General features: G+C 37.5%; 22 protein-coding genes. 8 read left to right on the top strand and 14 right to left on the bottom strand.

Going from position 1 to position 26,119, the window contains the following annotated elements:
* Positions 1-62: 62 nt before the first annotated feature.
* Complete coding sequence (locus tag CIK00_RS14235; protein ID WP_101769492.1) at positions 63-2,546, top strand: DEAD/DEAH box helicase family protein; 2,484 nt, start codon at positions 63-65, stop codon at positions 2,544-2,546.
* 512 nt (positions 2,547-3,058) lie between these two features.
* On the opposite strand, the gene CIK00_RS14230 is transcribed toward CIK00_RS14235, so the two are convergent.
* A complete protein-coding gene (locus CIK00_RS14230) occupies positions 3,059-4,939 on the bottom strand; it encodes an ABC transporter ATP-binding protein (RefSeq protein ID WP_101769491.1) in 1,881 nt (626 codons plus the stop codon).
* Between the two features lie 346 nt (positions 4,940-5,285).
* On the opposite strand from CIK00_RS14230, the gene CIK00_RS14225 reads away from it, so the two are divergent.
* Positions 5,286-5,906: a DUF1294 domain-containing protein gene (locus tag CIK00_RS14225; protein WP_101769490.1), complete on the top strand. Its 621-nt coding sequence runs from the start codon at positions 5,286-5,288 to the stop codon at positions 5,904-5,906.
* Positions 5,907-6,034: 128 nt separating this feature from the next.
* On the opposite strand, the gene CIK00_RS14220 is transcribed toward CIK00_RS14225, so the two are convergent.
* Positions 6,035-6,367, bottom strand: a complete 333-nt coding sequence (locus CIK00_RS14220) for a DMT family transporter (protein WP_193435476.1) — start codon at positions 6,365-6,367, stop codon at positions 6,035-6,037.
* A gap of 533 nt (positions 6,368-6,900) precedes the next feature.
* Here CIK00_RS14220 and CIK00_RS14215 point away from each other — a divergent pair.
* Positions 6,901-7,389: a septal ring lytic transglycosylase RlpA family protein gene (locus CIK00_RS14215; RefSeq protein ID WP_101769488.1), complete on the top strand. Its 489-nt coding sequence runs from the start codon at positions 6,901-6,903 to the stop codon at positions 7,387-7,389.
* A gap of 123 nt (positions 7,390-7,512) precedes the next feature.
* Here CIK00_RS14215 and CIK00_RS14210 read toward each other — a convergent pair whose 3' ends face one another.
* Both CIK00_RS14210 and CIK00_RS14205 read right to left on the bottom strand, forming a co-directional pair.
* Complete coding sequence (locus CIK00_RS14210; protein WP_101769487.1) at positions 7,513-8,271, bottom strand: DUF2076 domain-containing protein; 759 nt, start codon at positions 8,269-8,271, stop codon at positions 7,513-7,515.
* Positions 8,272-8,667: 396 nt separating this feature from the next.
* Positions 8,668-9,387 carry an HAD family hydrolase gene (locus CIK00_RS14205; protein WP_232579457.1) on the bottom strand — a complete coding sequence of 240 codons (720 nt, stop codon included), beginning with the start codon at positions 9,385-9,387 and terminating at the stop codon, positions 8,668-8,670.
* A 253-nt stretch (positions 9,388-9,640) separates the two neighbouring features.
* Between CIK00_RS14205 and CIK00_RS14200 the strand changes: the two genes are divergently transcribed.
* On the top strand, positions 9,641-9,979 hold the full coding sequence (locus tag CIK00_RS14200; protein WP_101769485.1) for a hypothetical protein: 339 nt from the start codon (positions 9,641-9,643) through the stop codon (positions 9,977-9,979).
* Positions 9,980-10,062: 83 nt separating this feature from the next.
* Here CIK00_RS14200 and CIK00_RS14195 read toward each other — a convergent pair whose 3' ends face one another.
* From CIK00_RS14195 to CIK00_RS14185, 3 genes are all read right to left on the bottom strand, one after another.
* On the bottom strand, positions 10,063-10,386 hold the full coding sequence (locus CIK00_RS14195) for a hypothetical protein (protein WP_101769484.1): 324 nt from the start codon (positions 10,384-10,386) through the stop codon (positions 10,063-10,065).
* 168 nt (positions 10,387-10,554) lie between these two features.
* A complete protein-coding gene (locus CIK00_RS14190; RefSeq protein WP_101769483.1) occupies positions 10,555-11,046 on the bottom strand; it encodes a hypothetical protein in 492 nt (163 codons plus the stop codon).
* 189 nt (positions 11,047-11,235) lie between these two features.
* A complete protein-coding gene (locus CIK00_RS14185) occupies positions 11,236-12,621 on the bottom strand; it encodes a class II fumarate hydratase (protein ID WP_101769482.1) in 1,386 nt (461 codons plus the stop codon).
* A 287-nt stretch (positions 12,622-12,908) separates the two neighbouring features.
* Between CIK00_RS14185 and CIK00_RS14180 the strand changes: the two genes are divergently transcribed.
* Positions 12,909-13,208, top strand: a complete 300-nt coding sequence (locus CIK00_RS14180; protein WP_233426569.1) for a PepSY domain-containing protein — start codon at positions 12,909-12,911, stop codon at positions 13,206-13,208.
* A gap of 93 nt (positions 13,209-13,301) precedes the next feature.
* Here CIK00_RS14180 and CIK00_RS14175 read toward each other — a convergent pair whose 3' ends face one another.
* From CIK00_RS14175 to CIK00_RS14160, 4 genes are all read right to left on the bottom strand, one after another.
* Positions 13,302-13,484 (bottom strand): hypothetical protein, encoded by a 183-nt coding sequence (locus CIK00_RS14175; protein WP_045029599.1) that lies wholly within the window; start codon positions 13,482-13,484, stop codon positions 13,302-13,304.
* Positions 13,485-13,633: 149 nt separating this feature from the next.
* The gene (locus CIK00_RS14170; protein WP_101769480.1) at positions 13,634-14,893 is read right to left on the bottom strand and encodes a nucleotidyl cyclase domain-containing protein; all 1,260 of its coding nucleotides are present in this window, start codon (positions 14,891-14,893) and stop codon (positions 13,634-13,636) included.
* A gap of 130 nt (positions 14,894-15,023) precedes the next feature.
* Positions 15,024-15,620: a DUF1415 domain-containing protein gene (locus CIK00_RS14165; protein WP_101769479.1), complete on the bottom strand. Its 597-nt coding sequence runs from the start codon at positions 15,618-15,620 to the stop codon at positions 15,024-15,026.
* A gap of 106 nt (positions 15,621-15,726) precedes the next feature.
* Entirely contained in the window at positions 15,727-17,739 is a 2,013-nt protein-coding gene (locus tag CIK00_RS14160) for an exoribonuclease II (protein WP_101769478.1), read from the bottom strand.
* 742 nt (positions 17,740-18,481) lie between these two features.
* On the opposite strand from CIK00_RS14160, the gene CIK00_RS14155 reads away from it, so the two are divergent.
* From CIK00_RS14155 to CIK00_RS21335, 3 genes are all read left to right on the top strand, one after another.
* Complete coding sequence (locus CIK00_RS14155) at positions 18,482-20,455, top strand: DEAD/DEAH box helicase (protein ID WP_101769477.1); 1,974 nt, start codon at positions 18,482-18,484, stop codon at positions 20,453-20,455.
* A 600-nt stretch (positions 20,456-21,055) separates the two neighbouring features.
* Positions 21,056-21,790, top strand: a complete 735-nt coding sequence (gene fabG / locus CIK00_RS14145) for a 3-oxoacyl-ACP reductase FabG (protein ID WP_101769476.1) — start codon at positions 21,056-21,058, stop codon at positions 21,788-21,790.
* Between the two features lie 346 nt (positions 21,791-22,136).
* Positions 22,137-22,277 carry a hypothetical protein gene (locus CIK00_RS21335; RefSeq protein WP_167388565.1) on the top strand — a complete coding sequence of 47 codons (141 nt, stop codon included), beginning with the start codon at positions 22,137-22,139 and terminating at the stop codon, positions 22,275-22,277.
* 68 nt (positions 22,278-22,345) lie between these two features.
* Here CIK00_RS21335 and CIK00_RS14135 read toward each other — a convergent pair whose 3' ends face one another.
* The 3 genes from CIK00_RS14135 to CIK00_RS14125 all read right to left on the bottom strand — a co-directional run bounded on the left by CIK00_RS14135 (position 22,346) and on the right by CIK00_RS14125 (position 26,046).
* On the bottom strand, positions 22,346-23,146 hold the full coding sequence (locus CIK00_RS14135; protein WP_101769474.1) for a TOBE domain-containing protein: 801 nt from the start codon (positions 23,144-23,146) through the stop codon (positions 22,346-22,348).
* Positions 23,147-23,317: 171 nt separating this feature from the next.
* Positions 23,318-24,661 carry a TldD/PmbA family protein gene (locus CIK00_RS14130; protein ID WP_101769473.1) on the bottom strand — a complete coding sequence of 448 codons (1,344 nt, stop codon included), beginning with the start codon at positions 24,659-24,661 and terminating at the stop codon, positions 23,318-23,320.
* Positions 24,661-26,046, bottom strand: a complete 1,386-nt coding sequence (locus tag CIK00_RS14125; RefSeq protein WP_101769472.1) for a TldD/PmbA family protein — start codon at positions 26,044-26,046, stop codon at positions 24,661-24,663. The genes CIK00_RS14130 and CIK00_RS14125 overlap by 1 nt, the downstream gene beginning before the upstream one ends.
* Positions 26,047-26,119: the final 73 nt, after the last annotated feature.

Here is a 26,119-nt window from a genome sequence, read left to right as displayed (position 1 = left end):
AGTTTCTTAGACAGATATTCACTTGGTGGCGTATAAAGGAGGTTTTAAAAAGTAGATAAAAAATGATTGATTTTAGTAAGTTAGGTGGTGGACAAACGTATGATACAGCATTACCACCACGTGAAATATTTCAAGCTTTACCAAAAATAAGCCAGCAAAAATATCAATATCCACGGGACGTACAATCACAAGTATGGCAAAAGTGGTTTGATATTAGGAATACTGAAAACTTAGTTATTAAGATGAATACTGGTGGTGGAAAGACAATAGTAGGATTGCTTACTTTAAAAAGTTGTTTAAATGAAAAAATAGCACCTGCTGTTTACGTTGTGCCTGATAATTATTTAGTTGAACAAGTTATAAATGAAGCTGACGAAATAGGTATAAAAACTACTAAAGATGAAACATGCCCAAGTTTTTTATCAGGGAAAAGCATACTTGTTATAAATATACATAAATTGGTAAATGGCCGTTCAAAATTTGGTGTTGGTGATGATGGTATTAAAATCAATATAGGTAGTATTATTATTGATGATGCACATGCATGTATTAATACAGTTGAAGATCAATTTACAATAAAAATAAATAATGGTAGTGAAGCTTATAAAGAATTAATGACTCTTTTTACACCATCGTTAAAAAAACAAAATTTTAGTCGTTATAATGAGATTGTTGAAGGTGACTATTCTGCTTTTTTACAATTACCATTTTGGACATGGCAAGATAAACAAGAAGAAATAACAGAAATCCTTGTGAAAAATAGAAAACATAATGATTTATTATTTAGTTATCCATTAATGAAAGATAATTTAAAGCTTTGTAACTGTGTTGTGCATTCAAGTTATATTGAAATATCACCACATTGTATTCCTATATCAGTAATACCATCTTTGCAGGAAGCGAAAAGAAAGATCTTCATGACTGCAACATTAGCTGATGATACGATATTATCTACTCATTTTGGTGTGGATCCTCAATTTATATCAAATACTATAACTCCTGATAATGCAGGTGATGCTGGCGATAGAATGATTTTGATGCCGCAAGTAATTAACCCTGAAATAACAGATAATGATATAAAATCCCTATGCAAACAAATTTCACTAAATAAAAACGTTGTTATTATTGTACCATCTGAGTATAGATCAAAGCATTGGGATGATGTTGTTGATTTAAAATTAAATGCTAATAATATAGAAGCTGGCATTGAACGTTTGAATAGAGAACATGTAGGCTTAACTGTTTTAATTAATAGATATGATGGTATAGATTTACCGCATAATGCATGCCGTTTATTAGTCTTAGATGGTATACCTAATACGCGTCGGCTTATTGATAAAGTTAAACAGGGATATTTACTATCTAGTGGGTTACATGCAGCAAGATATATTCAAACAATAGAACAAGGAATGGGAAGAGGTGTAAGATCTAATAATGATTATTGTGTTGTATTATTAACAGGGAAAGAGCTGACTAGCATGCTTTATGTTGACAATGCAAAAAAACACTTCTCTCCGGCTACGCTAAAACAAGTTGAGATGTCTGAAAGTATATCAGAGCAGATACAAGGAAAACCAATATCAGAACTACTTAGCGTTATGGATTATTGTTTTAACCAACAAACAGATTGGATAACATTTACTAGGGGTAATTTATCTTCATTACAATATGAAAAAACAGAGAGTACAAATCCATTAACTTTATCTATTCTGTCTGCATATAATGCAACCAATAGAGGGAATATTTCAAGTGCTATTGATGTATTAGATACAGCTGTGAAATGTTGTAAGGAGAAAAAATCTGAAGGATATATGAAACAAATTCTTTCAGAATATGTAAATATTCAAGATAAAATTGAGTCACAGAAAATATTACATGCTGCTAACAGTCTGAATGCTCGGCTATTAAAGCCTATCGATGGTATGCAATATCAAAGGATAAATGAAATTACTCACGAACAAGCTATTTGTTGTTCCAATTATTTAACATCAACATTTATTATTGCAAATAAAGCAATAATAGGTGTTGATGGTATTTTAGATAATTTACGATTTATACCTGATTCTTATCAAAAATTCGAATTCTCTATTAATACTTTAGCAAATATTTTGGGTTTTCGAGGACAAAGACCAGAAGAAGATTATGGTAAAGGACCTGATAATCTTTGGGCTCTAGGTAATAATCAATATTTAGTAATTGAATGTAAAAATGAAGCAACGTCAGATAAAATAACTAAATATTATTGCAATCAATTATCTGGATCAACTCTATGGTTTAATGAGCAATATGATTCAAATCATAACTATACACCTATAATAGTTCACCCTAGTGTAATTTTTGAATATGCAGCATCACCAGCTCAGGATGTACGAATTATGAATGAACAATGCTTAAATAAATTAAGAAAAAATGTTCATGATTTTATTCGATCTATAGTAACAACAAATCAAATGAAGGATGTAGCTGCTATCAGAGAGAAATTAACAGCTTATAAATTAAGAGGGATTGATATAGTTTCTAACTATACAGTTTCATTTAAGAGATAATTAAAGAGCTTTTAAAAAATATTATTATTGATAATGTATGAGACATACCTGTCTCATACATTTTTTAACTTATTGTTTATTAATTGCCATCTCAACAAGAGCAATTACTTTAATATCATCTTGTGCAACTTTAATTGGAGAATCACTAAAACTCATTGCTAGTTTTTACCAGGTAATCATCTGCACATAAAACAGCCATATGTTTTTGAAAATAGGGAAATGAGGGCTACCCGTAATCTATTCACTACACGTTTGAGCATTACAGACACCAACGAAAAAATAACTCTACAACACGCTGTGAATAGATTCCTTATCGCCCTCGCGTAGGGAATGACAAAGTTTGGACATTGGCAGGTGTTGTCGGGAGAGTAACTATAGTTGGACAGGCTAGAGAAAAATGAAAAAATATATAACACCCATATTTTTCTCAATTCCAATTTAAAAACATCACCATAAAGCACATAACAAAAAAAAGCCGCTAAATCAGCGGCTTCGTTATAGTGGCACTGCAGCTATATATTCTGATTCAAATCATCAGCAGCAACTGAAATATTCTGCTCGCCAATAAACCCACCTGTCTGATGCGCCCATAATTGCGCGTAAATACCGCGTTGCTGTAATAACTCAGCATGGGATCCTTGCTCAATGATTTGACCTTTATCGAGAATGATTAAGCGATCCATCGCGGCAATGGTCGATAAACGGTGTGCAATCGCTATTACGGTTTTACCTTGCATCAATTTATTGAGGCTTTCTTGAATGGCCGCTTCAACCTCAGAATCTAACGCTGATGTAGCTTCATCTAAAATCAATATTGGTGCGTTTTTAAGTAAGACCCGTGAAATAGCAATTCGCTGACGTTGACCGCCAGACAGTTTAACGCCACGTTCACCCACTTGAGCATCATAACCGACGTTACCAAAGGAATCAGTTAGCGTTTCAATAAACTCATGCGCATGTGCTTGGTGTGTTGCCGTTAATAATCGTTCTTCACCAGCATCAGGCGCGCCATAGAGAATATTTTCACGAATAGAGCGATGCAGTAATGAAGTGTCTTGGGTGACCATACCTATGTTACAACGTAACGAGTTTTGAGTGACAGAGGTAATGTCTTTGCCATCAATGCGTATTTGTCCACCTTCAACATCATGGAAGCGCAATAATAGGTTAACCAAGGTTGATTTACCTGCGCCAGAGCGACCGACTAAACCGACTTTTTCACCGGGCTTAATGTTGAGGTTAAGATGGCTGATCACGCCTTTGTTCTCGCCATAATGGAAGCTAACATCATCAAATTCAATGCCACCTTGAGTGACGTCTAATGGTTCAGCATCAGGGGCATCTTCAATCGCAATTGGCTTTGATAAGGTTTTCATGCCATCAACTACCGTACCGATGTTTTCAAATAATGCGCCGACTTCCCACATGATCCACATTGACATACCATTGATCCGCAACGCAAGGCTGATAGCTATTGCGATGGCACCGACTTGAATTGCACTGTGCATCCATAAATAAATTGAGATCGCAGAAATCGCAAACAGCAGGGTATAGTTAGTTAATTGAACACAGAAGTTAAACCCCGTCACTAACCGCATTTGTTGATGTACAGTGCTTAAAAAGCCTTTCATGCCTTTTTCAGCATATTCAGTTTCACGTTGATCGTGAGAGAATAATTTAACTGTTGAAATATTGGTGTAGCTATCAACAATTGAACCCGTCATGGTTGAACGTGCGTCTGCTTGTTCTGCTGCAATGTGCTTAAGTTTAGGTACAAAATAAAGTTGAATACACATATAAGCGGCTAACCAAAACAGCATTGGTAACATTAACAGCCAATCAGCCTGCGCTAAAATGACTAACGATGAGGTAAAGTAAACTGCAACATAAACAAACACATCAGCAGTTTTCATTACTGTTTCACGCACCGCAAGCGAGGTTTGCATAACCTTGGTCGCGATACGACCCGCGAAATCATCTTGATAGAACGACACACTTTGTTTGAGTAAATAACGGTGCGCGAGCCAGCGAATCGACATAGGGTAGTTACCCAGCAACGATTGGTTGGTGATTAATGATGAAATCAATACCAGTGTTGGCATGACAACTAAAATCACTAATCCTAACCAAAATAAACTGGTGCCATTTTGAGCCAGAAAGGTATGTGGATCACTTTCTGTCAGCCAATCAACCAATTTTCCCATGAAGCCGAACAGTGCCACTTCTAAAATAGCAACCGTAGCACTAAGGAATGCCATAATAATCAATGGCTTTTCAAAACCACGGCTATAGTAGCGACAAAAAGCGATAATACCCTGTGGTGGTTGCTCAGGATCTTGTTTCGGAAATGCTTCTGTGAAATTTTCAAAGCGTTTTAAAAAGCGTTTAAGCATGGTTCACCTAAGTTGATGAAAGGCGCAATAAGCAAATTAACGGAAAGTAGAGATGAGTATTATGCCGTGGTTAACGACGATTATTTAATAACAATAATGGAAGAAAAAGTGTTGTTATTGTATGCATTACTTTAATCAGACTCAACAATTGTGATATTTTTAATGATGAAAGTATTAACTTGATAGCAAAAAAAAGGTTATGGCAATGCAATGTTGTAATAACCACAATTAAATAGAATAACGATTGATGGTCGTTATAATAAAACATTAATAAATCATGGTGTTATTTGTTCTTTATTGTCAATAACGATCCATTCTGTTTACAGTGTAAAACAATAGGTAATATATGAAATATAAAGGCACTGTTGTGCAATGGAATCATCAAAAAGGCTTTGGTTTTATTCAACCTCAAGCGGGTGGTGAGAATGTATTTTTTCATATTAGTGCGTTGAGTGATCGTCAAAGTCGACCGCGGATGAATGAACGTGTTTCTTATGAGCTAAGCGTTGATAATAAAAGTAAAAAGTCAGCGAAATCAGTCATGTTTGTTAAAGCACATTCAGGACTTGATAAATACACCGCGCCAATGAGTAAAGCGCAAGGGTTTAGCGTGTTATTTCTGGCTCTGGTCGCTGGCTGGGTGTGGTTAGCTCGATGCCCGTATTGGGTATTAATTGGTTATGTCTGTTTGAGTATTGTAACCTTTGCTGTGTATGCCCATGATAAGCGAGCAGCACAAAAAGAGGCATGGAGAACCAAAGAAGCGAGCTTACATTTATTAGCATTAGTAGGTGGTTGGCCTGGTGCGTTATGGGCGCAGAAAATATTACGCCATAAATCTCAAAAACAACCGTTTAAAGTGATTTTATGGTTAACAATTTTCATTAATATCAGTGTTTTTATTCTTGTATTTACACCGCTAGGACAGCAATGGCTGCATAACTTTATTGCTTCTATCGGGTATTAATGACTACGCTGTTGATGCTTGCAATGTAGGTGCTAATAATAGGTAGGCGCTAATAACCAAAGGAGAAGTAAAGGCTTCTCCTGTTTAGCTTTAAATGAAAACAACGATAAAGGCTTCATTGGGGATGGTTAGTGCGAAACAGTTTTTGATAAAAGGTTAACCACTAATACACCCGCAATAATTAATCCAATACCAATCATGGCGGGTAAGTCTAAACGCTGATCATAAGCAAAATAGCTAATGGTTGCGACCAGAACAATGCCTGAACCACTCCAGATTGCATATACAATACCCACTGGCATGGTTTTTACGGTGACAGACAATAAAAAGAAGGCAATCGCATAACCAGTAATAATAATCACACTGGGTACGAGTTTCGTAAATTGCTCTGCTTTAGGAATAAATGATGTGGCAATGACTTCAAAAATGATGGCAATGGCTAATGCAACCAGTGGTGGCATTGAGGTTAATAATTTAAACATGTGAAATTTCTGTACTGATTGGAAATACGTATTTTAAAGGGATTTTTTGTATTCGACTAGAGTAAATTTACGTAATTGATATTTACATTGTTTCAATAATGCGCAGAGATATGCAATGCATTTTGCTATAACAATTGTTTTTTATTAACGGGTAAATATTCCAAAAAAGGATATTAATATATAAATGTGGGATGGAAAGGTATTATTTGGTGATATATATTAATATGTTTTGAGTGTTTGATGTTGGTATATAACTTGCTTTGTCTATATTGTCATTGCTTATTTTTACAATGGAAGTAGAAGTAAAAGATGGAGCGAGAACAGTATGTTTAATTATTTCCTTTTTGTAGCCGATATTATTAATGATGTCGGTTTTTTTTGTCTTTAAAATAGCATATCAGGATTATTTTTATTTTAAGTTACATTTAGTGATAGAATTTAACAATTATTGTCTGTTTGCTATTGAGGCATATTAAACAGCTAAATTATAATATTCGGTGGAGGTCGTTGGTATGAATGGATCTGTGATACGAAATTTGAGTTTAAGTTCAGTTATGCTGATTGTCGTATCAGGCTGTGTGAGTCCTGAGGTTGCTAAAGAAACCGTAACCGCGGATACGCAACGGCCAGTGTTAATCATCAAGCCAGTTGAGTATAAAAAAGAAGTTAAACCTATCTCTGTGCCAACATCAACGGCAACATCAAAGTCAAAGGTTATTGATGGTAAAGCGTCTTATTATGCCAATATGTTCCAAGGGAGAAAGACAGCCAATGGACAAATTTTTGATCAAGGTAAGCTTACCGCAGCCCACCGTACATTGCCTTTTGGTACCAAAGTAAAAGTAACTAATATCAATAATCATAAAAGCGTCATTGTTACTATTAATGATCGTGGTCCATTTATTCGTGGACGTATAATTGATCTATCAAGCTCGGCATTTAAAGCTATTGGTAACCCTCGTACTGGTGTATTAAACGTTACTATGGAAATTTTAAAATAAAGAGAGTAGTAATCGCAAAGTGATATGCTTCATTAAATAAGAGCATCGAGACGTTGATTATTAAGTCTTACAATTAAAAAAGAGCGCATAAGCGCTCTTTTTGTGTGACGAGTAACAACGAGATTAGAAGTCGTCGTCACCACCGAAATCATCACCAAAGCCGCCATCAGTGTCACCAAAACCGCTATTGTTAGCGAAGGTATCGTCACCACCAAAGCCGCTATCATCACCGCCAAAACCTGAATCACCAAAACCGCTATTATTATCACTACCGAAGCCTGAATCACCAAAACCGCCAGTGTAGTCAGACGCAAAGCTGTTTGAGTCATCATTAAGGAAGCTTTCATTATCAGCTTGTGGATCAGTCGTTGCATCTGTCGCAGCATCTGCTTGTGCTGTGTCTGTTGTATCCGTTGCTGCATCTGCTGCGGGAGTTGCATCAGCTGCTGGATCTGCCGCTGCTGTTTCTGCTGGTTTATCACCAAATATCATATTGCTAATCACACTACCTGCAACCATACCGGCTGCAACGCCAGCTGCGGTTTGCATGAAACCACCGAAAGCACTTGGTTGATGAACTGGCGGTTGTGGCTGTTGAGGTGGTGCTTGGCGAGAACCACCAAACATACGGCTCATTGGGCCGCGGTTTGATTCTTCTTTGTAATACTCAGCGTTCTTCTCTAAGTAATCGTTTTTTTCTTTTAGTTGTTTTAATGCCATTTCTTGCACAAGTACGGCTTGTGTTAGTTTGTAAATAGCATCTGGCTGTGCGCCAATTTCAGTGTTAATAAATTGCTCTGCGTCTGCATCTTTTTTGCTTTCAGGGCTTTTTTGCAGCTTAGCAGCAACGCTTTGAATCAGTTCTTTTTCTTGTGGAGTCATGATTATTACCTTCTCAATACCCTGTCATTGGTAGGGTGTACCGTTGCTTGGTTGATGTTGTTTTATCTAACATCATCCTTGCTAAATAAGATTGCTTACAAATTATAGTATTCTCATAGAGACATTGAACAGGTGATGAATGCACCTTTATAATCTGTAAATCGAAATAGAATGCGCGAATACTGTATTACGTTCGCTGTACTACATCTATAGTTTGCTACAATAAATTTTATTTAGTTTGTTACTATCTGTAAATGGGTACTGAAAATGTATTATCAAGTATAGTTAAAGAATATATTTATCGTTTGTTAACATGTTCTCATTAATAAAGAGTGAATTATAGTGATCTGGTTGCTTAATTGAGAGCGATATATTGCAACAGTGAGTAGTGAATGACTAACGAAGAATATTGTTAGCATGACGCCAATCCATGATCGTCCACTCTTGCATTTGGGCATGCATCGCTAGCATGGGATCAGGATTAACGGCGAACGGTTTATTAACAAAGTTAAGCAACGGTAAGTCATTAATGGAGTCGCTGTAACCATAACTACCTTTATAGCTATGATTTTGTTGTTGTAACCAGAGCTTTAAGCGTTCAACTTTTCCCTCTTTAAAACTTAATATGCCAGTTGTTTTCCCCGTATATATTCCTTCTTTTTGTTCTAAATTAATCGCAATAACATTATTGATGCCAAGGACTGCGGCTATTGGTTTAACCAGATGTTCGCCAGTTGCTGAAATGATTAAAATATGATCACCACGTTTTCGATGCCATTCAATACGATCAAGTGCCTGGGGGTATATTGCTGGAGTAATAACCTCATGAATAAAGTCATCAACCCGCTGTTTTATTATGTGAGGTTTTTTCCCTTTTAGTGGTTCAAGCGTTGCTGTCATGTAACTCGTCATATCAAGCGTGCCTTTAGCGTAGGCGGTCATCATGGCGTGTTCATGTGTGAGTAATGAAACAGGAGCAAGCCCTTTTTCAACAAGGAAATGATTCCATAGACTGGCTGAATCAGCAGCGATTAGCGTTTCATCTAAGTCAAAAATAGCAAGATAAGATGGCGTTGTTATTTTGGTATTCATTATTGTTTGAGTTGTAGATGGCAAGGGTGATTCCTTATTTTTTGTTGTTATATCTATAGTTAATGTGTGTAAGTTTATTAAGCCACAGCAGAGCCTTAGGGTAGAAAATAATGATGACACTTTTATGATGTTTTAATGGTGTTTTTACTACATTAGGCGAAGGAGATACCTGTGGTAAAGAGAGGTTGTTGCAATATAAAAATGATCTTATGTCTTTTCTGTAACGACGGGTGTAACTTAAATCATACGATGTATATCTTTTTAGAAGGGAATACCAATGACTAATACTATCGTTACTATTACAACAAATTGTATCAACGATCTGGATCTTGCTTCTGAATTAGCCCAGCAGCAAGTTGTTGTGACGGATATTGAACAAATCCAGATTCAATTAGCGAATAACACGACTGTAGTATTTCAAAAAGATGCCGCGTTACAGCATTATATGAATACGCTTTTAGGCACAAATTTAAAGCGTGTGTTTAGAAATAATATTCATCAGCTTAATCACTTAACGGAAAAATCAGTCAATATTGACGGTACTTTATTATTATTAAAAGATGATGGTGACTGGCTACGGATACAATCTGACAGTGGAACATTGGCAAAGTTATAATGTTATAAGTTGTTATTTTTGGCCAATCTAGTTACAGAAAGTCTAGGATGAATACGATAGATTGGCCATTAAAGAGAAATAGATTAGTTAATCGCTTCGCAGATACGTTTGTTATTGGTGTAGTAGTAGCGATGACGGCTATCGGGGGTTTTTCCAGTAAAGCTCTTATCGATAACATAGGGAGTGCCTTTGGCAAATAACCAAATAAATTGCTCAATAGCGTCGTCAAATTGTGCTTCGGTTGCATGCTTGGTGGGGTGTGAGAATGTAAAGCGAGTTAGCTTTGTTGAATCGATGATCGAACAATGCTCATAATTACTGAATCCTAATTGTTTGAGATCAGGCTGTGGTATGCCGCCCGGTACCATATGTGAGGGTACTGTCAACACCGCTTGAGTAAGATTCATCGTATATTCTTCCTTATAATACCTATTCATCTATTTAATAACTGTAACTGAGTTTATTGCTTCTCTCTAGCTTTAAATGTCACTCTCTCATACTAAGCGCTTTTAAAAAAAAACGCCTCAATCAGAGAGGCGGTTTTTATTCTATTTTTTGGCTTTATGATCAAATAATTAATCTTTAATCCATTGATCATTTACTTTTTGCATTGATACAGTCTCATTAACAGTATCAACTGTTTGTCCTGCTTTGAAATCACCGTATTTAGCACTAAATGCAACAACCATTACTTCAGCCGCAAGATTGTTCTTTAGGGTATGTAATGCTGATGACATATCATCTGTTGTGGTGTCAGCGGCAGTATCTGGTGCTTTTGGTTTTGCTGCTAGTGCTTTCATTGAGGTTTTAAACTCGTCTAAGCTCTTATTAGCAACTAAATCGTAGCTTACTTCTGCTTTGTAATCTGTTTTAGTATCAAGTAATACTTTAGTAATCTTAAGGTTTTTCACTTCAAAAGGTGTCGTTTTTGCAGTAATACCTAGATTAGGTTGTTCATACTGGCTTGTTTGAACAACATTAGTAATTGTGGACTCGTCAACTTTATCACTACAACCTGCTAAAAAAAGTGTTGATGCGATAGCTGCGGCTAAAACAAATTTTTTCATTAATAATGCTCTTTGCTTGTAAGAGATATCCAGCCCAAGGTATTGAACTGGCGTTTATTTATATTATACGTTACATCCAGTTTTACGATTGAACAAGTAATGGTGGTGTTTTATTGCTGAATACCAGCGTTTATTATATCAATGTTTAAAAATTGAACAATGTTTTATATTCTGATATTAGGATGGTCGTTATTTTGCAATACCGCCCTGAGTTAGCTTTTTAGGATCTAATAATGATTCAAGCTCTGCGCGACTTAAATTAGTTTCTTGTTCTGCAACATCAATAATAGGACGTTGTTCTTTATAGGCTTTTTTGGCAATAGTGGCTGCTTTTAAATAACCAATTACTGGGTTTAACGCGGTGATAAGAATCGGATTTTTACTCAGTGCTTGTTTTAAGTGTTCGTCACAGACTGTAAACGTTGTAATTGCTTTATCGGCTAATTGCATTGAGGTTGTGGCTAATAAACTGATACTTTGCAGTAAGTTATAGGTAATAACGGGTAGCATAACATTGAGTTGAAAGTTACCCGATTGACCAGCAACGGTAATGGTTGCGTCATTACCTATTACTTGTGCGGCAACCATTGCTGCCGCTTCTGGGATCACAGGGTTTACTTTACCTGGCATAATGGATGAGCCTGGTTGTAATGGTTCTAATTCAATCTCACCTAAACCCGCTAATGGACCTGAATTCATCCACCGTAAATCATTGGATATTTTCATGATGGCGACGGCAAGGGTCTTTAATTGGCCCGATAAAGCAACGACAGCATCTTGGCTACTCATGCTATAAAAGAAATTACTGCTAGTCGTAAACGGTACTGCGGTTGCGATAGCAATATTTTTAGCAAATATAGCTGCAAAATGCGGATGAGTATTGATACCCGTTCCAACTGCAGTTCCACCTTGTGCTAATGCAGAAACATTTTCTAATGCTTGTTCAATGCCATATCGAGCATGCTCAATTTGACTTTGCCATCCGCCTAATTCCTGTCCAAACGTAATCGGCATCGCATCCATTAAGTGAGTACGACCGGTTTTTACACAATCCTTTAATTGCTGACTTTTATTTTCTAGCGCCCGTTCTAAATATTTTAAAGCTGGCAATAATTGCTGGTGGCAGGTTACGACGGCACTGACTTGAATAGCCGTTGGAATGGCATCGTTACTGCTTTGGCCGCGATTAACATCATCATTAGGACTAATTGTTGTACCTAATTGCTGTGAGGCTAACGTTGCGATAACTTCATTGGCATTCATGTTAGAACTGGTGCCAGATCCTGTTTGGAATATATCGATAGGGAATTGATCATGGTGAGCGCCATCAATAATAAGCTGGCAACTATCGATAATGGCATGCGCTGTTTTATTCTCAATCAGGTGTAGCTCAAGGTTAGTACGCGCCGCCGCTTGTTTTACATAGGCGAGTGCCTGAATAAATGCACTTGGCATGGTTAAATCGCTGATAGGAAAGTTGTTGATTGCGCGTTGTGTTTGGGCTTGATAAAGCGCGTCTTGCGGGACTTCAATGTCACCCATGCTATCAGTTTCGATACGATGTAATACTGACATAATGCTATCCTTTAAATTGATGATGCTCCATAACGGCAACATGTATGGCAATGGTGTTCTTATTAGTAATTACCATAATGCGATAAGTTATTATAGGCCACTGTCTGTGTGGTTTTTTATTGATATCATAGTTTTCGAATACGTTATCATTTGTATTTTTATGGTCTAATTAAGATAAAATAGCGTTGTTTTATGTTAATTATTGGCTTAATTCTTGCTTTGTATAAAAGAGAGAATATTTATATGGTTAATATTAACGCTAGCCAGTGTGCTATTAAGGGGGACAAGTGATCAGAAGTGTTAAGGTGTTATTTATTAGCAGCAGTATGTGTTACTTATTACAGAGCTATATTGCTTATGCTGATCCTGTAGATACCAGTGCAGTTAGTATGTTAAGCGTACCTAATGCAATGAAACAACTTGAATCTGACGGTTATTATGATTTTAGAATGATAAAGATCGAACGAAAGCATAATGAAATTGCAGTAAAAGCACGTAATAGAGTGGGCGAAGCTGTTGAGCTAGAAATGGATTTATACACGGGTATTATTTTACATGAAAAAATGCACAGTACAGAGATACAATAGTCATGGCTAATTGCTTATATTGTTGTTATTCATTTACAGTAAACTATGCAATGGATAAGTAAACGTATTTTGCTTTACTTATCCATTGATATGCTATTCATCATCGTTAAAAATTCGGCCTTCAAGGGAGTATGGATCGTTTTCATCATATAAATTATGATGCCCACGAATACGTTTAAGTGTTTTCTCAAGGGCTTTAGCTTGCTCAAAATGACCTTCTTGATAGGCAATGGATATTTTTTGTTCCATGTCTTCAATTCTATCTTGATTGTTCATTTTAATTCTCCCAGTTAGTGACTGACTATTAATTATTACCTCTTATTTATTTTATACCAAAATATCAAATAGTGGATTGACGCTATTTGATTCATTTAAGCTTGTATTAATGATAGAGATTCTCCATTTATAGATAGGTATCTTTATTGTTAGCTTGATGTGTTGTTGGTTTCTGAGACATAGATTTGATTGTTTTTCTTCTTTTTAGCTTGTTGTGCGGCCTGTAAGACATCAATTGCTTGTTGTACAACCGTGAGAGCTGATTGATCTACATGAGAAGTGCTTATTCCTGCGCTTACCGTGACTTTTATTGTTTTTTTGCGTCCTTTTTTTGCTTTTGTTTCAGTTTGATCGGGTAGTGGTTCAATAATAATTGGCTCTATAATATATTTTTCTGCACCAATATCTTGTTGTAATCGTTCTATTATTGACTGACATTCAACTATTTTTCTATCTTCAAAAATCATAATAAATTGCTGTGATACAAAATAGAGATGTTCTGAATGTTGAGACTGTAGTGCTAATTGTGCCGCAATGGAACGCTGAATATCATTAATGGCTTGTGGGTGATGTTTAGCAATGATTTTAGCCTGATTATCAATGTCAATGACGACGATAGTGTAATCTTGCTGTAACTGAGATAAGGATAGCGAAAGGGCTCGATGATCCGCCAATTGAGTTAATGGATCACAGAGGTTTTGTTGATAGCGGCAATAACCAAGATCGGTTAATAGAAAGAGGGCACAGATGATAAAAGTAGTACTTGAGATAAAAGGATAATGGAAAAAGATAAATGTCGTTGTTGCTAATAAACTGCATATGAAAATATGACGATCAATACGACGATGGTATTTGACTGTTAGTGCGCCCGCCCCACAGCTTATAGCAAGATTAAATATAATTAAAATGAGTGGTAGTGATGAGATGTTGTGATAAGTAAAAAGGTGGGTTTGTTGCCAGTTTGAAAAAGCCACCTGATAGAAATAACAGATAGTGGCGGTAATGCCATATTGAAGACTAAGCCCGAGTAAGAGTATTGTTGTAGCAACTGAAAATAGCTTTGGTAGATAAATAAAGCGTAGTAACAAAAGGTTAAGTGGTAATAATGTAGCTAAAAGACAAAAAATTAATTTAGTATCAGTATTGGCTAACGAGGTTTGTAACCAATAAATAATAACGCTGTAAGCGATCAACATAACAATGGCAATAGATCCACTTTGAGCTTGAGGCAGTTTGTAATTTAAAATAACAACCGTACCCAATAAGATAAACGGAAGCTTAATCCAGAGCTGGGCATATGTCGTTATGAAAGGCGTCAATAGGGGATAGCTAAGAATCATTAGAGTGGTGATAACAAAGGGCAGTATAAAGCGAGTATTTGGTGAGTGTAAACGTGACAATAACAACATTTAATAATAAGCCCTCAACAGAAAATGTAGTAGGACATTAATATAACAAATAAATAACGACAATAATTGGATATTGCCGTCATTTTATTGTTATTGCTTCACGTAATTATAACGAAAAGAAAACACATAGTTATTTGATTAAGTAGGGAAATAACTGACGCATTTGTTCTGGTGTTAAATTTTCAACACATTCGATATTACGCTCGGGAATAGCTTCAGGGTTTGGGTAATGTTTGATTACTTTCGCCATACTTTCTTCGCGGATAAGATGAAATACAGGGTATGGTGAACGGTTGGTCAAGTTTTCTGCATCATCAGGTTCTGCACCATAGAAACAGTAATTAGGGTGGAAACTAGCAATTTGGTAGGTGCCACTTTTACCTAATTGAACCACTAGCCCTTCAATAAGATCAAGGAATTGATTGTAATCATCAAATTCTTCAAATAAGTAAGGTGCTACGACCAAAATGGTTTCAAGCGTTTCTGGTGGTGTTTCATCTAACTCTTTGAACTGCATGTAAATGGTTTCAAGCAGATCATTTTCATTATCGTCTTCGCTTACAAATATTCTGATTTGTTTATTACGATTAGGCTTAGCAGCAAAGGGACACAAATTTAGCCCGATAACGACATCTTCAAGCCATTGTTTTACTTGCTGCTCAATAAGTTGGCGTTTTTCTGGCGTATTACTTTCTGGATTATTGTTTTTTGAATTATTATTTGACATTAAATGCTGACTTCTTTGAATTATTTATATTGGAATAATAGTGTGAAAGATGTAAAAAAGGCCAGTAAATACTGGCCTTTTATTGCTGTAAAGCCGATTAAAATCGTTATGCTTTTTCTTGAGCGTCTGTTGCTTGTTCTGGCGCTGAAGTAACGATTGGTGCAGGGTATTGTTGTACAGGTCTTGCGATTAATTGACGTGTTGCAGTGCGAACTTCCGCTAACTTCACTTCAAAGGTATCACCAAGTTGGTACTCTTTAACACCATCAATATTGATAATGCCAAGATCTCCACTACATACAATACGTTCTTTATTATCAACAATTAGCGAGCCTGGAATAAAGGCTGCAGCGCCATTTTCAAGTAGGCGTACACGCATACCTGCGCGGTTGATATCAAAGATTTCAGCTTTAAAGATAGTTTCTTTCTTCACTGCATCTTTAAGTAAACGAACGTATAGCCAATCAGACACATCACGTTCAGCCATGCGGTGATGACGACGATGATTAGCAATTTCATCACCTACGCTGTCATCTGGCTGTTGTGTTGGTTCATTACCTGTGATGAGTGCTTTAAGTAAACGGTGATTGATCATATCGCCGTATTTACGTATTGGTGATGTCCATGTCGCGTAAACATCCAGACCCATTGCATAGTGTGGTGCTGGTGTATTAGCCACTTCACTGTAAGCTTGGAATTTACGTAAACGATTATCAAGATAAGTACTATCTAAGGTATTTAACCAACGACGTAATGCACTGAAGCCTTCTAAAGTAACAATTTCTTCTTTAGTAAACGGTGCTTCTGCATTGGTAATAAATTCCATCGCAGTATCAAGCTTTTCAGGATGGAAGCCGCTATGAACGTTAAATACACCTGTCGCAAACTTTTCTTTTAAAGCTCGACCCGCACAAATGTTGGCAGTGATCATCGCTTCTTCGATCATGCGATTAGCAATACGACGTAAATCGGTATGAATCGCCACTACGTCGTTATCTTCACTTAACTCAAAACGGTAATCTGGACGATCTGGGAATACCACCGCATTTGCCATACGCCAATCAGCACGTAACGTTGCAAAACCTTGTAGAGCAACAATTTGTTGTTCTATCGCTGCGTTTGGCGTCCAATTATCACAATGACCGTTTTCAAGGAAGTCGGAAACATTGTCATAAGATAAGCGGCCTTGAGATTTGATCCATGCACCAAAGAACGTGATGTCGTCTTGAATAACACCCGTATTATCAATAGAAACATGACAGCATAAAACAGGGCGTTTTTCATTTTCGATAAGCGAACATAATTCGTCACTTAGCTCGCGTGGCAGCATTGGGATGTTACGGCCAGGAAGATAAATGGTAAACCCACGTTCACGTGCTTCATCATCCATCTTATCACCAACAGCGATATAAGATGTAGGATCAGCAATCGCTATGGTGATCTCAAAACTACCGTCATCTTTAGCAACAGTATATAAAGCATCATCCATATCTTTAGTTGATTCGCCATCAATAGTAATGAAGGGCAAATCAGTTAAATCTTGGCGTTCAATACCTTCATCAAGCATGGTCCAACTATCTTGAGGTGCAGGTTCTGCATTCGGTAGTTGATGACGCGCAAGAGTAACCCACCAAGGTGCAATTTTGTCATTACTGTCAGTGATTTTTTGATTCACTTCGCAGAAAAATGGTTGATTGCTAGCGGCTAGAGGGTGTTGAGTAAGCTCAGCAACAACCCAATCACCTTCTTTTAATGTTTCGGGATTAAGGCCTTTTATGGTACGTGCTTTAATCGCTTCTTTTAATTGAGGGTGATCTGGAATGACATGTAGGCGATTACGGATCAGTTTCACACGACCAATAAAGCGTGTAATTGCTTGCTCAACAAGCTCTTGTGGTTCAGCAACTTCACGCTCTTTTTCAGTACGAAGAACGGCAATAACACGATCACCGTGCATAACGTTTTTCATATATGTTGGCGGAATGAAGATGCTTTCTTTGTTATCAGTTTCTAGAAAGCCAAAGCCACGATCTGTTGCTTTGATATAACCTTCCTTTTTAGGAAGTGTTTCTTGTATTTGCTTTTTTAGCTGTGCTAACAGCGGGTTATCTTGAAACATTATGTCTGGTCTCAGATTATCGACATAGACACTATACGTTTTTGGTCATATAAAACCAAGATTTGACTGTTTTAATTTTCTTCAGTATTGGTATTTTTCATAAAATCAATTAGTTATATTTAATTTTTTATGTTTTATGTCATTAAATAAATAATTAATGACAAAATATGACGATAAATATAAAACGTTGTAAAAATATTAATTAGAAACAAAAAATAACTTTAAACTGCTATATTTTACTTTTTGTTGTTCACGGCTAACGAAAAGAACAGGATAAAGAGGTGTTTGTTTTATTAAAAATCATTTTAAAACAATTAGTAACAATGTTTTTTTTAGGAAAGAAAGAAATAAAAAAGTAAAAATAAAAAACTAACTTCTATAAAGAGCAGAGAAGATAACAATCAATATAAAAATACTAACAAATGATTACCCTAATCTAATAACAAAAGCGAGTTTAAGGCAGCAAGACTAGATTTACATTATAGTATTGCTCGTATTTTCAACAACATAGTCAATTGATAATCTATGTAAGATCGTGAAATGTTTATCCAACGTACTATTTGTTCAATAAATGGGTGTTTGTGAGTTATTTTGTGACGTTGCTCAATTTTTTCTGGCTTTTTATCAAGTATTAGCCCACAATATGCCCCTATTAGTCGAGGCCCGTGCTAGTGGTTGCTGTTGCAGAACCCTCTGTAGCAAAGGGGCCCCGTTTTTAAGTTGATCATATATTGGGATCCCAATGCAAGAAACTGTTACAGAATTTCGCCAACTGAAGTTGGCCGACACACTATTATCCGCACTAGATTCTATGGGTTTTGTTGCGCCTACACCTATCCAGGCGGCGGCAATACCTCTACTTCTAACTGGTACGGATGCGCTTGGTAAAGCACAGACGGGTACTGGTAAAACAGCAGCGTTTTCGTTGCCTGTACTGAATAAAGTAGATCTTTCTCAGCATAAGCCACAAGCTATTGTTATGGCTCCAACACGTGAGCTTGCAATTCAGGTTGCTGCAGAAATTAAAGTACTTGGTCAAAACATCAAGGGGCTTAAGGTTCTTGAGATTTACGGTGGTGCTTCTATCGTTGATCAAATGCGTGCACTAAAAAATGGTACTCACATTGTTGTTGGTACTCCGGGTCGTGTTAAAGACCTTATTACACGTAAGCAACTTCACCTAGACGAAGTATCTACTTTCGTTCTTGATGAAGCTGATGAAATGCTAAAAATGGGTTTCGTTGACGACGTTACTTGGATCATGGAACAAGCACCAGAAACTGCACAACGTGTACTTTTCTCTGCAACTATGCCTCCAATCGTTAAAGAAATCGTTGATCGTTTCCTACGTGATCCAGCACGCATCGACGTTGCTGGTGAGAACCGTACTGTTGCTCAAGTATCTCAACAATTTTGGATTGTTAAGGGCGTAGAGAAAGACGAAGCAATGAGTCGTCTTCTTGAAACTGAAAATACAGATGCATCAATCGTATTCGTTCGTACTCGTCAAGATACTGAGCGTCTAGCTGATTGGTTATCTGCTCGTGGCTTTAAAGCTGCGGCACTTCACGGTGATATTCCTCAGTCGCTACGTGAGCGTACTGTTGATCATATCAAACGTGGCGTGATTGATATTCTAGTTGCAACTGACGTTGTAGCACGTGGCCTAGACGTTGCACGTATTACACACGTATTCAACTACGATATCCCATTTGATGTTGAATCATACATTCACCGCATCGGTCGTACTGGTCGTGCTGGACGTGAAGGTAAAGCGATCCTATTGGTTCGTACTAACCAAATCCGCATGCTACGTACTATTGAGCGTGTAACTAAGTCTCGTATGGAAGAAATTCAACTTCCTCTACGTGATCTAGTTGCAGCATCTCGTCTTAATAAGTTAGGCGAAGAATTAGTTGCACAGAAAGAACAAACAAGTGTTGAAGCATTTGTTGAGCTTATAGAAAAACTACAAGTATCAATTGATGTTGATGCAGCAACGCTAGCAGCAATGCTTCTTCAGCGCCAGCAAGGTAACCGTCCTTTATTCTATAAAGGTCCAGATCCAATGCTAGCAGCTATTGAGCGTGAATCACAACGTCGTGAGCGTCGTGGTGACCGTGATGATCGTGGTAGTGATCGTGGCGAACGCCGTGGTGACCGTCCTGATCGTGGCGAACGTCGTGGCGATCGTCCTGAACGTGGTGGCGAACGTGGTGGTGATCGTGGCGAACGTCGCACTTTCAACAGCGCTGATTGGGATACTTACCAATTACAAGTTGGCCGTGAGCAAGGTGTTCAAGTTAAAGATATCGTTGGCGCAATCGCAAACGAACTTGGCTTAAGCAAAGAGTTCATCGGTGCGATTAAACTTGCACCTTCACATACTTTTGTTCAACTTCCTAAGAAGATGACAGCAGAAGTTACAGCGCAATTGCAGAAACTACGTATTCGCCAGAATGACGTTAAAGCAGTTGTTGTTGAAGGTGAAGTATTGCGTGAACATCGTCCACGTACTGCTGGCAACCGTGATGGTGGCGAGCGTACTGGTCATCGTGGTAGCCGTGATAGCAACCGTGGTGGTGAACGTGGTGGCGAACGTCGTTTCGATCGCAACCGTGGCAACGACACTCGTGGTGGCTACCGTGGTAACCGTGATGGTGCTGCTGCTGCAGCGCGTCCAGCTGGCGACCGTAAGCCTCGTACTGACGCATAATTTGCGCTAGTGTGATAAAAAAGCCAGACGAAAGTCTGGCTTTTTTGTGTGTTTTTTTTGATAACATTACGGCTTAGGTTCAAATTCGCTGCTAATATAGTTGTTAAGCACTGACACTAATTTATTTTGTTGTAAGTAATCTTGAATTTTACTATAGGGTAAATAAGCAATTCCCCCTCCTGTAAGTGCGATATTCTTTTAAATCTCCCTGTTATCAATTTCAACCGTACGTGAAATTTGTATTGAATTATATTCGCCATTTTGTTCAAAAATCAAACTGGTCCCATTGATGTTGAAATTCCATATTGCTTCGCGGCTTCTGTTACTGACTGATATCAAACAATATTAAGAAAAAATAATCTTATCTAACATTATTTCCCCTGTATTAATTGGTTAATTTGTATTCATTAATAATGATTAGAGTATACTGATTATGCGCTGTGTTGCATTTGTTTATAATTGAGTTTGATTGTGTTGTTTCATTTTTGCAATTGTGTCTTGTGATATTGAGATAAGTATTCAAGCGAGAGTTATCTAAACTAAATATTGAGCGCTAAAGTTTTGATTTTATTGTAGGACGATAATATTAAGGGGAAGGATATGCTAACAGGTAAGGTTTGTCTTGTAACAGGTGGAGCCCAGGGAATTGGTCGTTGTATTGTTGAAACATTTGCACGTCAAAATGCAACACGTGTTATCGCTTGTGATATGAATATGGGAACGATGGTTGATTTAGAGCAGCAGTTCCCAAATGTTACCGCATTAGAGCTTAATGTATGTGACCGAAAAGGGGTTGCAAAAGCGGTAAAGCAGCTTACAGAGCAATATGGACATATTGATGTATTAGTGAATAATGCTGGCATCACCCGTGATAATTTGATTGATAAAATGACAGAGTCTGACTGGGATCTCGTCATAGATGTTAATCTTAAAGGTGTGTTTAATATGACCCAAGCGATCGCTCCTGTGATGATGCAAGCGGGTATTGGCTCCATTATTACCATGTCTTCAGTTGTGGGGACGGATGGTAATATTGGTCAAACTAACTATGCCGCAACCAAAGCTGGCGTGATTGCGATGACGAAATCATGGGCGAAAGAGTTTGCTCGTAAGGGCGCGCAAGTTCGTGCGAATTGTATTGCTCCAGGGTTTGTAGAAACACCGATGACTGTTGATTTACCTGAAAAAGTTATTAAGCATATGACGTCGAAAACGCCATTAAAACGAATGGGTAAGGCGCAAGATATTGCTAATAGTGCATTATTTTTAGCGAGTGCTCAATCGAGCTTTATTACGGGACAAGTATTGAAAGTGGATGGCGGTCTTGTTATTTAATTATTAATTTAAATTCAGTATTATTTTATAATCATTGTGCTTATTGGCAGTTATTGCCAATAGGTATAATGATGTATATGCAATAGAGAAACGTTCATATAAGCAACGTTATTTTTAAATATATCTTTATTTGTGTTATTTTTTTGCCAAATAAGTATATTTTTTAAATTAAAACTCATATTTGAGTAAAAAAGCGTTAAAATGCTAGTAGTGTTAATTGTATTTTAACGGTTATATAAGAATGGTATTTTCATCAGCGACACTTTGGTTTGTAAGCATTGCTTGTGTGCCATTATCAGTTACACTTTTTTTATGTTCACTAAAACAGAAAAAGATTTGGTTGAATATGGTCACTCTCGTTTTTGTATTTATTGCTTGTGGTTTGATTATTATTCAGCAATATGAAGACTATGCTCATTTTACTGATTGTATAAGACAAGGTTTTAACTACAATGCTTTTTCAGAAGAATGTAGCTTAGGCTTATAAAAAAATTGATGATAATAATCAGCTCACTCCGTTGAGCATAGGGCTATTATTGAGTGTAAATTAGCTATTTAACACATACTTGCAACAATCACGTGAGTTGAATGAAATAAGGCGTAAATCGGCATACCTAAACGTAAAGTTTCATCCATTAAATCTTGATTATCAACGAAAGCACAAATACTTATCTCATCGTTTAAACTAATAGTAATTTCTGTTGACTGACGATCTTGTTTCATTGCAGTCAGTGTACCTAGTAATTGGTTATCAAACCGATCACGCTTACCATGAATTAAATTTTCTTCACTACAAACTGTAATAGCAGGACCTTTGACTAAGGTTACTACATCTTTATTTTGTTCTAGATGTAAGCGCAGGGTACTACCATGAGTAATTGTTGCTTGGATATGGTGATTGTCTGTAATAGCTATCGTGACGATATCATGTAAATCATGGGTTTCAATGGCAGATATATGTCCAAATAATTGATTACGCGCACTGGTTTGTAATGAAAAACGGCTCATAACACCGAGTAAACTATCAAGTGGTGCATTATCATCATTAAGCGCTTGTAAGCCCATGTCTTGAATTTTATTTAAAAGATCATACATCTGGATTAGACGTTGACCAAATCGCGTCAGTGTTGCACCACCGCCGCCTTTACCGCCTTTCTCACAGTTAACTAACGGCTGTTCATTGTTAGTATTCATATCTTTAATCGCATCAGAGGCTGCTTTATAGCTAATGCCTGCTAATTTAGCGCCTTGACTGATAGAGCCTGTTACATCAATGGCTTTTAATAGTGCGATACGACGTGGGTTAGCAAACATTTTATTATTCATTTGCAGTGTTGCAATGGCGGTAAGATTCATAGTCTTATTCTTATTAGGTGTTTTTTCTATGTTATCGCATTTTGTGGAAGATCTTAAATCTAATAATAAAGATTGTTAGTTGTGAAGATGAAAATAGACAAGTATTTGAGTTAGCGCAAAAAAAACCTTACTGAATATAAGTATCAGTAAGGTTTATCATTAATAAGTGTATTATTTTCCGGCAATATTCAAACGCGTAAAGCGGATTTTAGGCGCATAGAAACTACGGCTATAATCGTTATCGAGTTGAGTACCTACGGCATCAATTTCTTTGATCATTTGGTAAAAATTACCCGCAACCGTAATACCACGTACGGCTTGTAGACGTTGTCCATCACGACATAGAAAACCACTAGCCCCAAATGAAAAATCACCACTAACGGCATCTGCACCTGAATGTACACCTTGTAGCTCGACTAGCTCAAGGTATTCGCCTGCAGTGATTTCTGCTTCTGAGCTATTTCCTGTCTGAATAACGGTATGCGATCCACCAACACCTAAGCCCCCTTTTGCTGAGCGTGAAGCATTGGCAGTATTTTCAATGCCAAAGTAGCTGGCTGTATGGCTATTGTGCAATAAGCTCTGTAATTTACCTTCGCTAATTAATAAAGTATCACGGGTTGCAAATCCTTCACTATCAAATGCTTTAATCGCAAAGCCGCCATTGACATAGGCAGTATCTGTAATGGTCAGTAGCGAACTTGCAATTGGCGTAAAAAGTGCGTCACGCCAAGGGTTTATCCCTTTCATTGCGGCTTGTCCTGACAGGCACATGCCATAAGCTGAGAATAAATTACTTAATGCACTGAGTGTAAAGATCACTGAATAGTGTTTACTGGCAATCGGAGCACCGTCTAATAGTGCTTGTGCCATTTCATAACCGTGGTTAATACAATAGTTAGGATCTAACTGACTAAAGACACGTCCTGATGACATGCCACCATGCATGGCTTGTTTACCGTCTTTTTCATACAGCGTATAAGCATAGCAATAAGTCGACCGCTCATTATGGCTACACAATGTCCCTTGAGTGTTAGCTAAAATGACATGGCTATCAGATTCAGCAAAACCATTATAAGGCGCACTAGTTGCGTGAGGTTTACTAACGACACCTTGTTCTAGGGACAATGCAAGAGCAATCTTTTCATCAACGGTAGCGGTTTCGATTTGATAAACTTCAGGGTCTATTGTCGCCAATCGGCTATCAAGACAACTGATGTTTTGATGGGGATCTTGCTGAGAATACTGAGCATTGATTAATGCATTATTAACCATTAAATCAAGGCTTGCGAGATCCAGTGATTCAGAATAACTGGTAGCGGTACGTTGATCTTTAATTACACGTACACCAATCACCTGACCTGACGTTACTTTGTATTCGTCAAGTTCACCTTGGTTAGCTTTTAATGAAAAATTGTTACTACGGTTTGCAATAACATCGGCAGCAGCATCTTGTGCTTTAACACGATCAAGTACGTAATCGATGGCCTGTTGTAGTGCGTTTTGATCTGTCATTAGTTGCCACCTCCCACAAGAATATTATCAACTTTCAATGCAGCCTGACCGACGCTTGTTGGCACGGAGCCACTTACCGATCCACACATGCCAGCGGCAAGTGCGAAATCATTACCTATCATGCTAATTTCTTTCAATACTTTAGGACCAGTACTGATTAATGTCGCTGATTTTAGTGGTTTAGTGATTTTACCGTTCTCAACTAAATACGCTTCTTGGACAGCAAAGTTAAATTCACCTGTACCTGGTTGTACTGAGCCTCCACCCATTTTTTTTGCGTAAATGCCACGTTCAACACCTGCAAGCATATCATCGAGAGTGCTTGTACCTGGCTCAATAAAGGTATTACGCATACGTGAAGTAGGGGCGAACTTATAAGATTCACGACGACCAGAACCTGTACGTGCGAAGCCTGTTTTTAAGCCCCCCATACGATCGACCATAAAGCTGGTTAGTTGACCGTCTTTAATCAGTTGAGTGCGTTGGGTTTCCATGCCTTCATCATCAATGTTGATTGAACCCCATTGATTGGTCATGGTGCCATCATCAACAGCACTAACAACGGAATTAGCAATTATTTCGCCCATCTTATCGTAAAAAACCGACGCTTTTTTAGCAACAGAAGTGGTTTCAAGTAAGTGACCACAGGCTTCGTGGAAGATAACACCACCAAAACCATTTCCTATAATGACGGGCATTTTACCTGACGGGCAGGCTTCTGCAAACAGTTTAACCATTGCTTGCTGTGCAACATCATGGCCCAGTTTTTGTGCGTCAAGGTGAGTATTTAATTCCCAACCTGTAAATGCCCCCGGTGCTTCATAACCTGTTGATTGCTCACTGCCATTTTGTGCAACAGCATTAGCAGAAATTCGAGTGTAATGACGCGTGTCACCAATATGAAGGCCATCTGAGTTGAAAATCTCAATTTGTTGTTCACGTTGTGCAACGCTACCAATAAATTGGGCTATTTTTTCATTTTCGGCGCGAGCGGCTTGATCGGCTTGACGTAAAAATGCAATTTTAGCCGCCATATTGGTATCTTGGCTAAGCGGTAATTGACAGCTATGTTTATTGTCATAACGATTTAAGTTAAGCGTGCCTGCGGTTAATATTTGCTCACGCTTATCTTTAGCGGCAAGTAAAGATGTAACGCGTTTTAATTCTTCTTCATCAGTGCTGTTGGTGTAACCGTAGAGAACTTTATGTCCAAAAAATAGACGGATACCAATACCAAAATCAATGCCTGAATTGACTTTATCAATTTCAGATGAAATAAGTTGAACCGAGCTTGATTGATGGTGCTCGATAAATAATTCAGCAAAATCAGCACCAAGAAATAGTGCGTGATCAATGACTGTTTTAGCAGTATTAGGGTTTAGCATTTGTGCTCCCTTCTTTTTATGAGCTCTATTTTATAACCTAGCAGTAAAGTGATAAAATTTCTCACTATTACTG

Source organism: Photobacterium carnosum, assembly GCF_002849605.1.
Classification (GTDB): domain Bacteria; phylum Pseudomonadota; class Gammaproteobacteria; order Enterobacterales; family Vibrionaceae; genus Photobacterium; species Photobacterium carnosum.
Note: the sequence above shows the minus strand (reverse complement) of the source record. Positions and strands in the feature narration are given on the sequence as shown.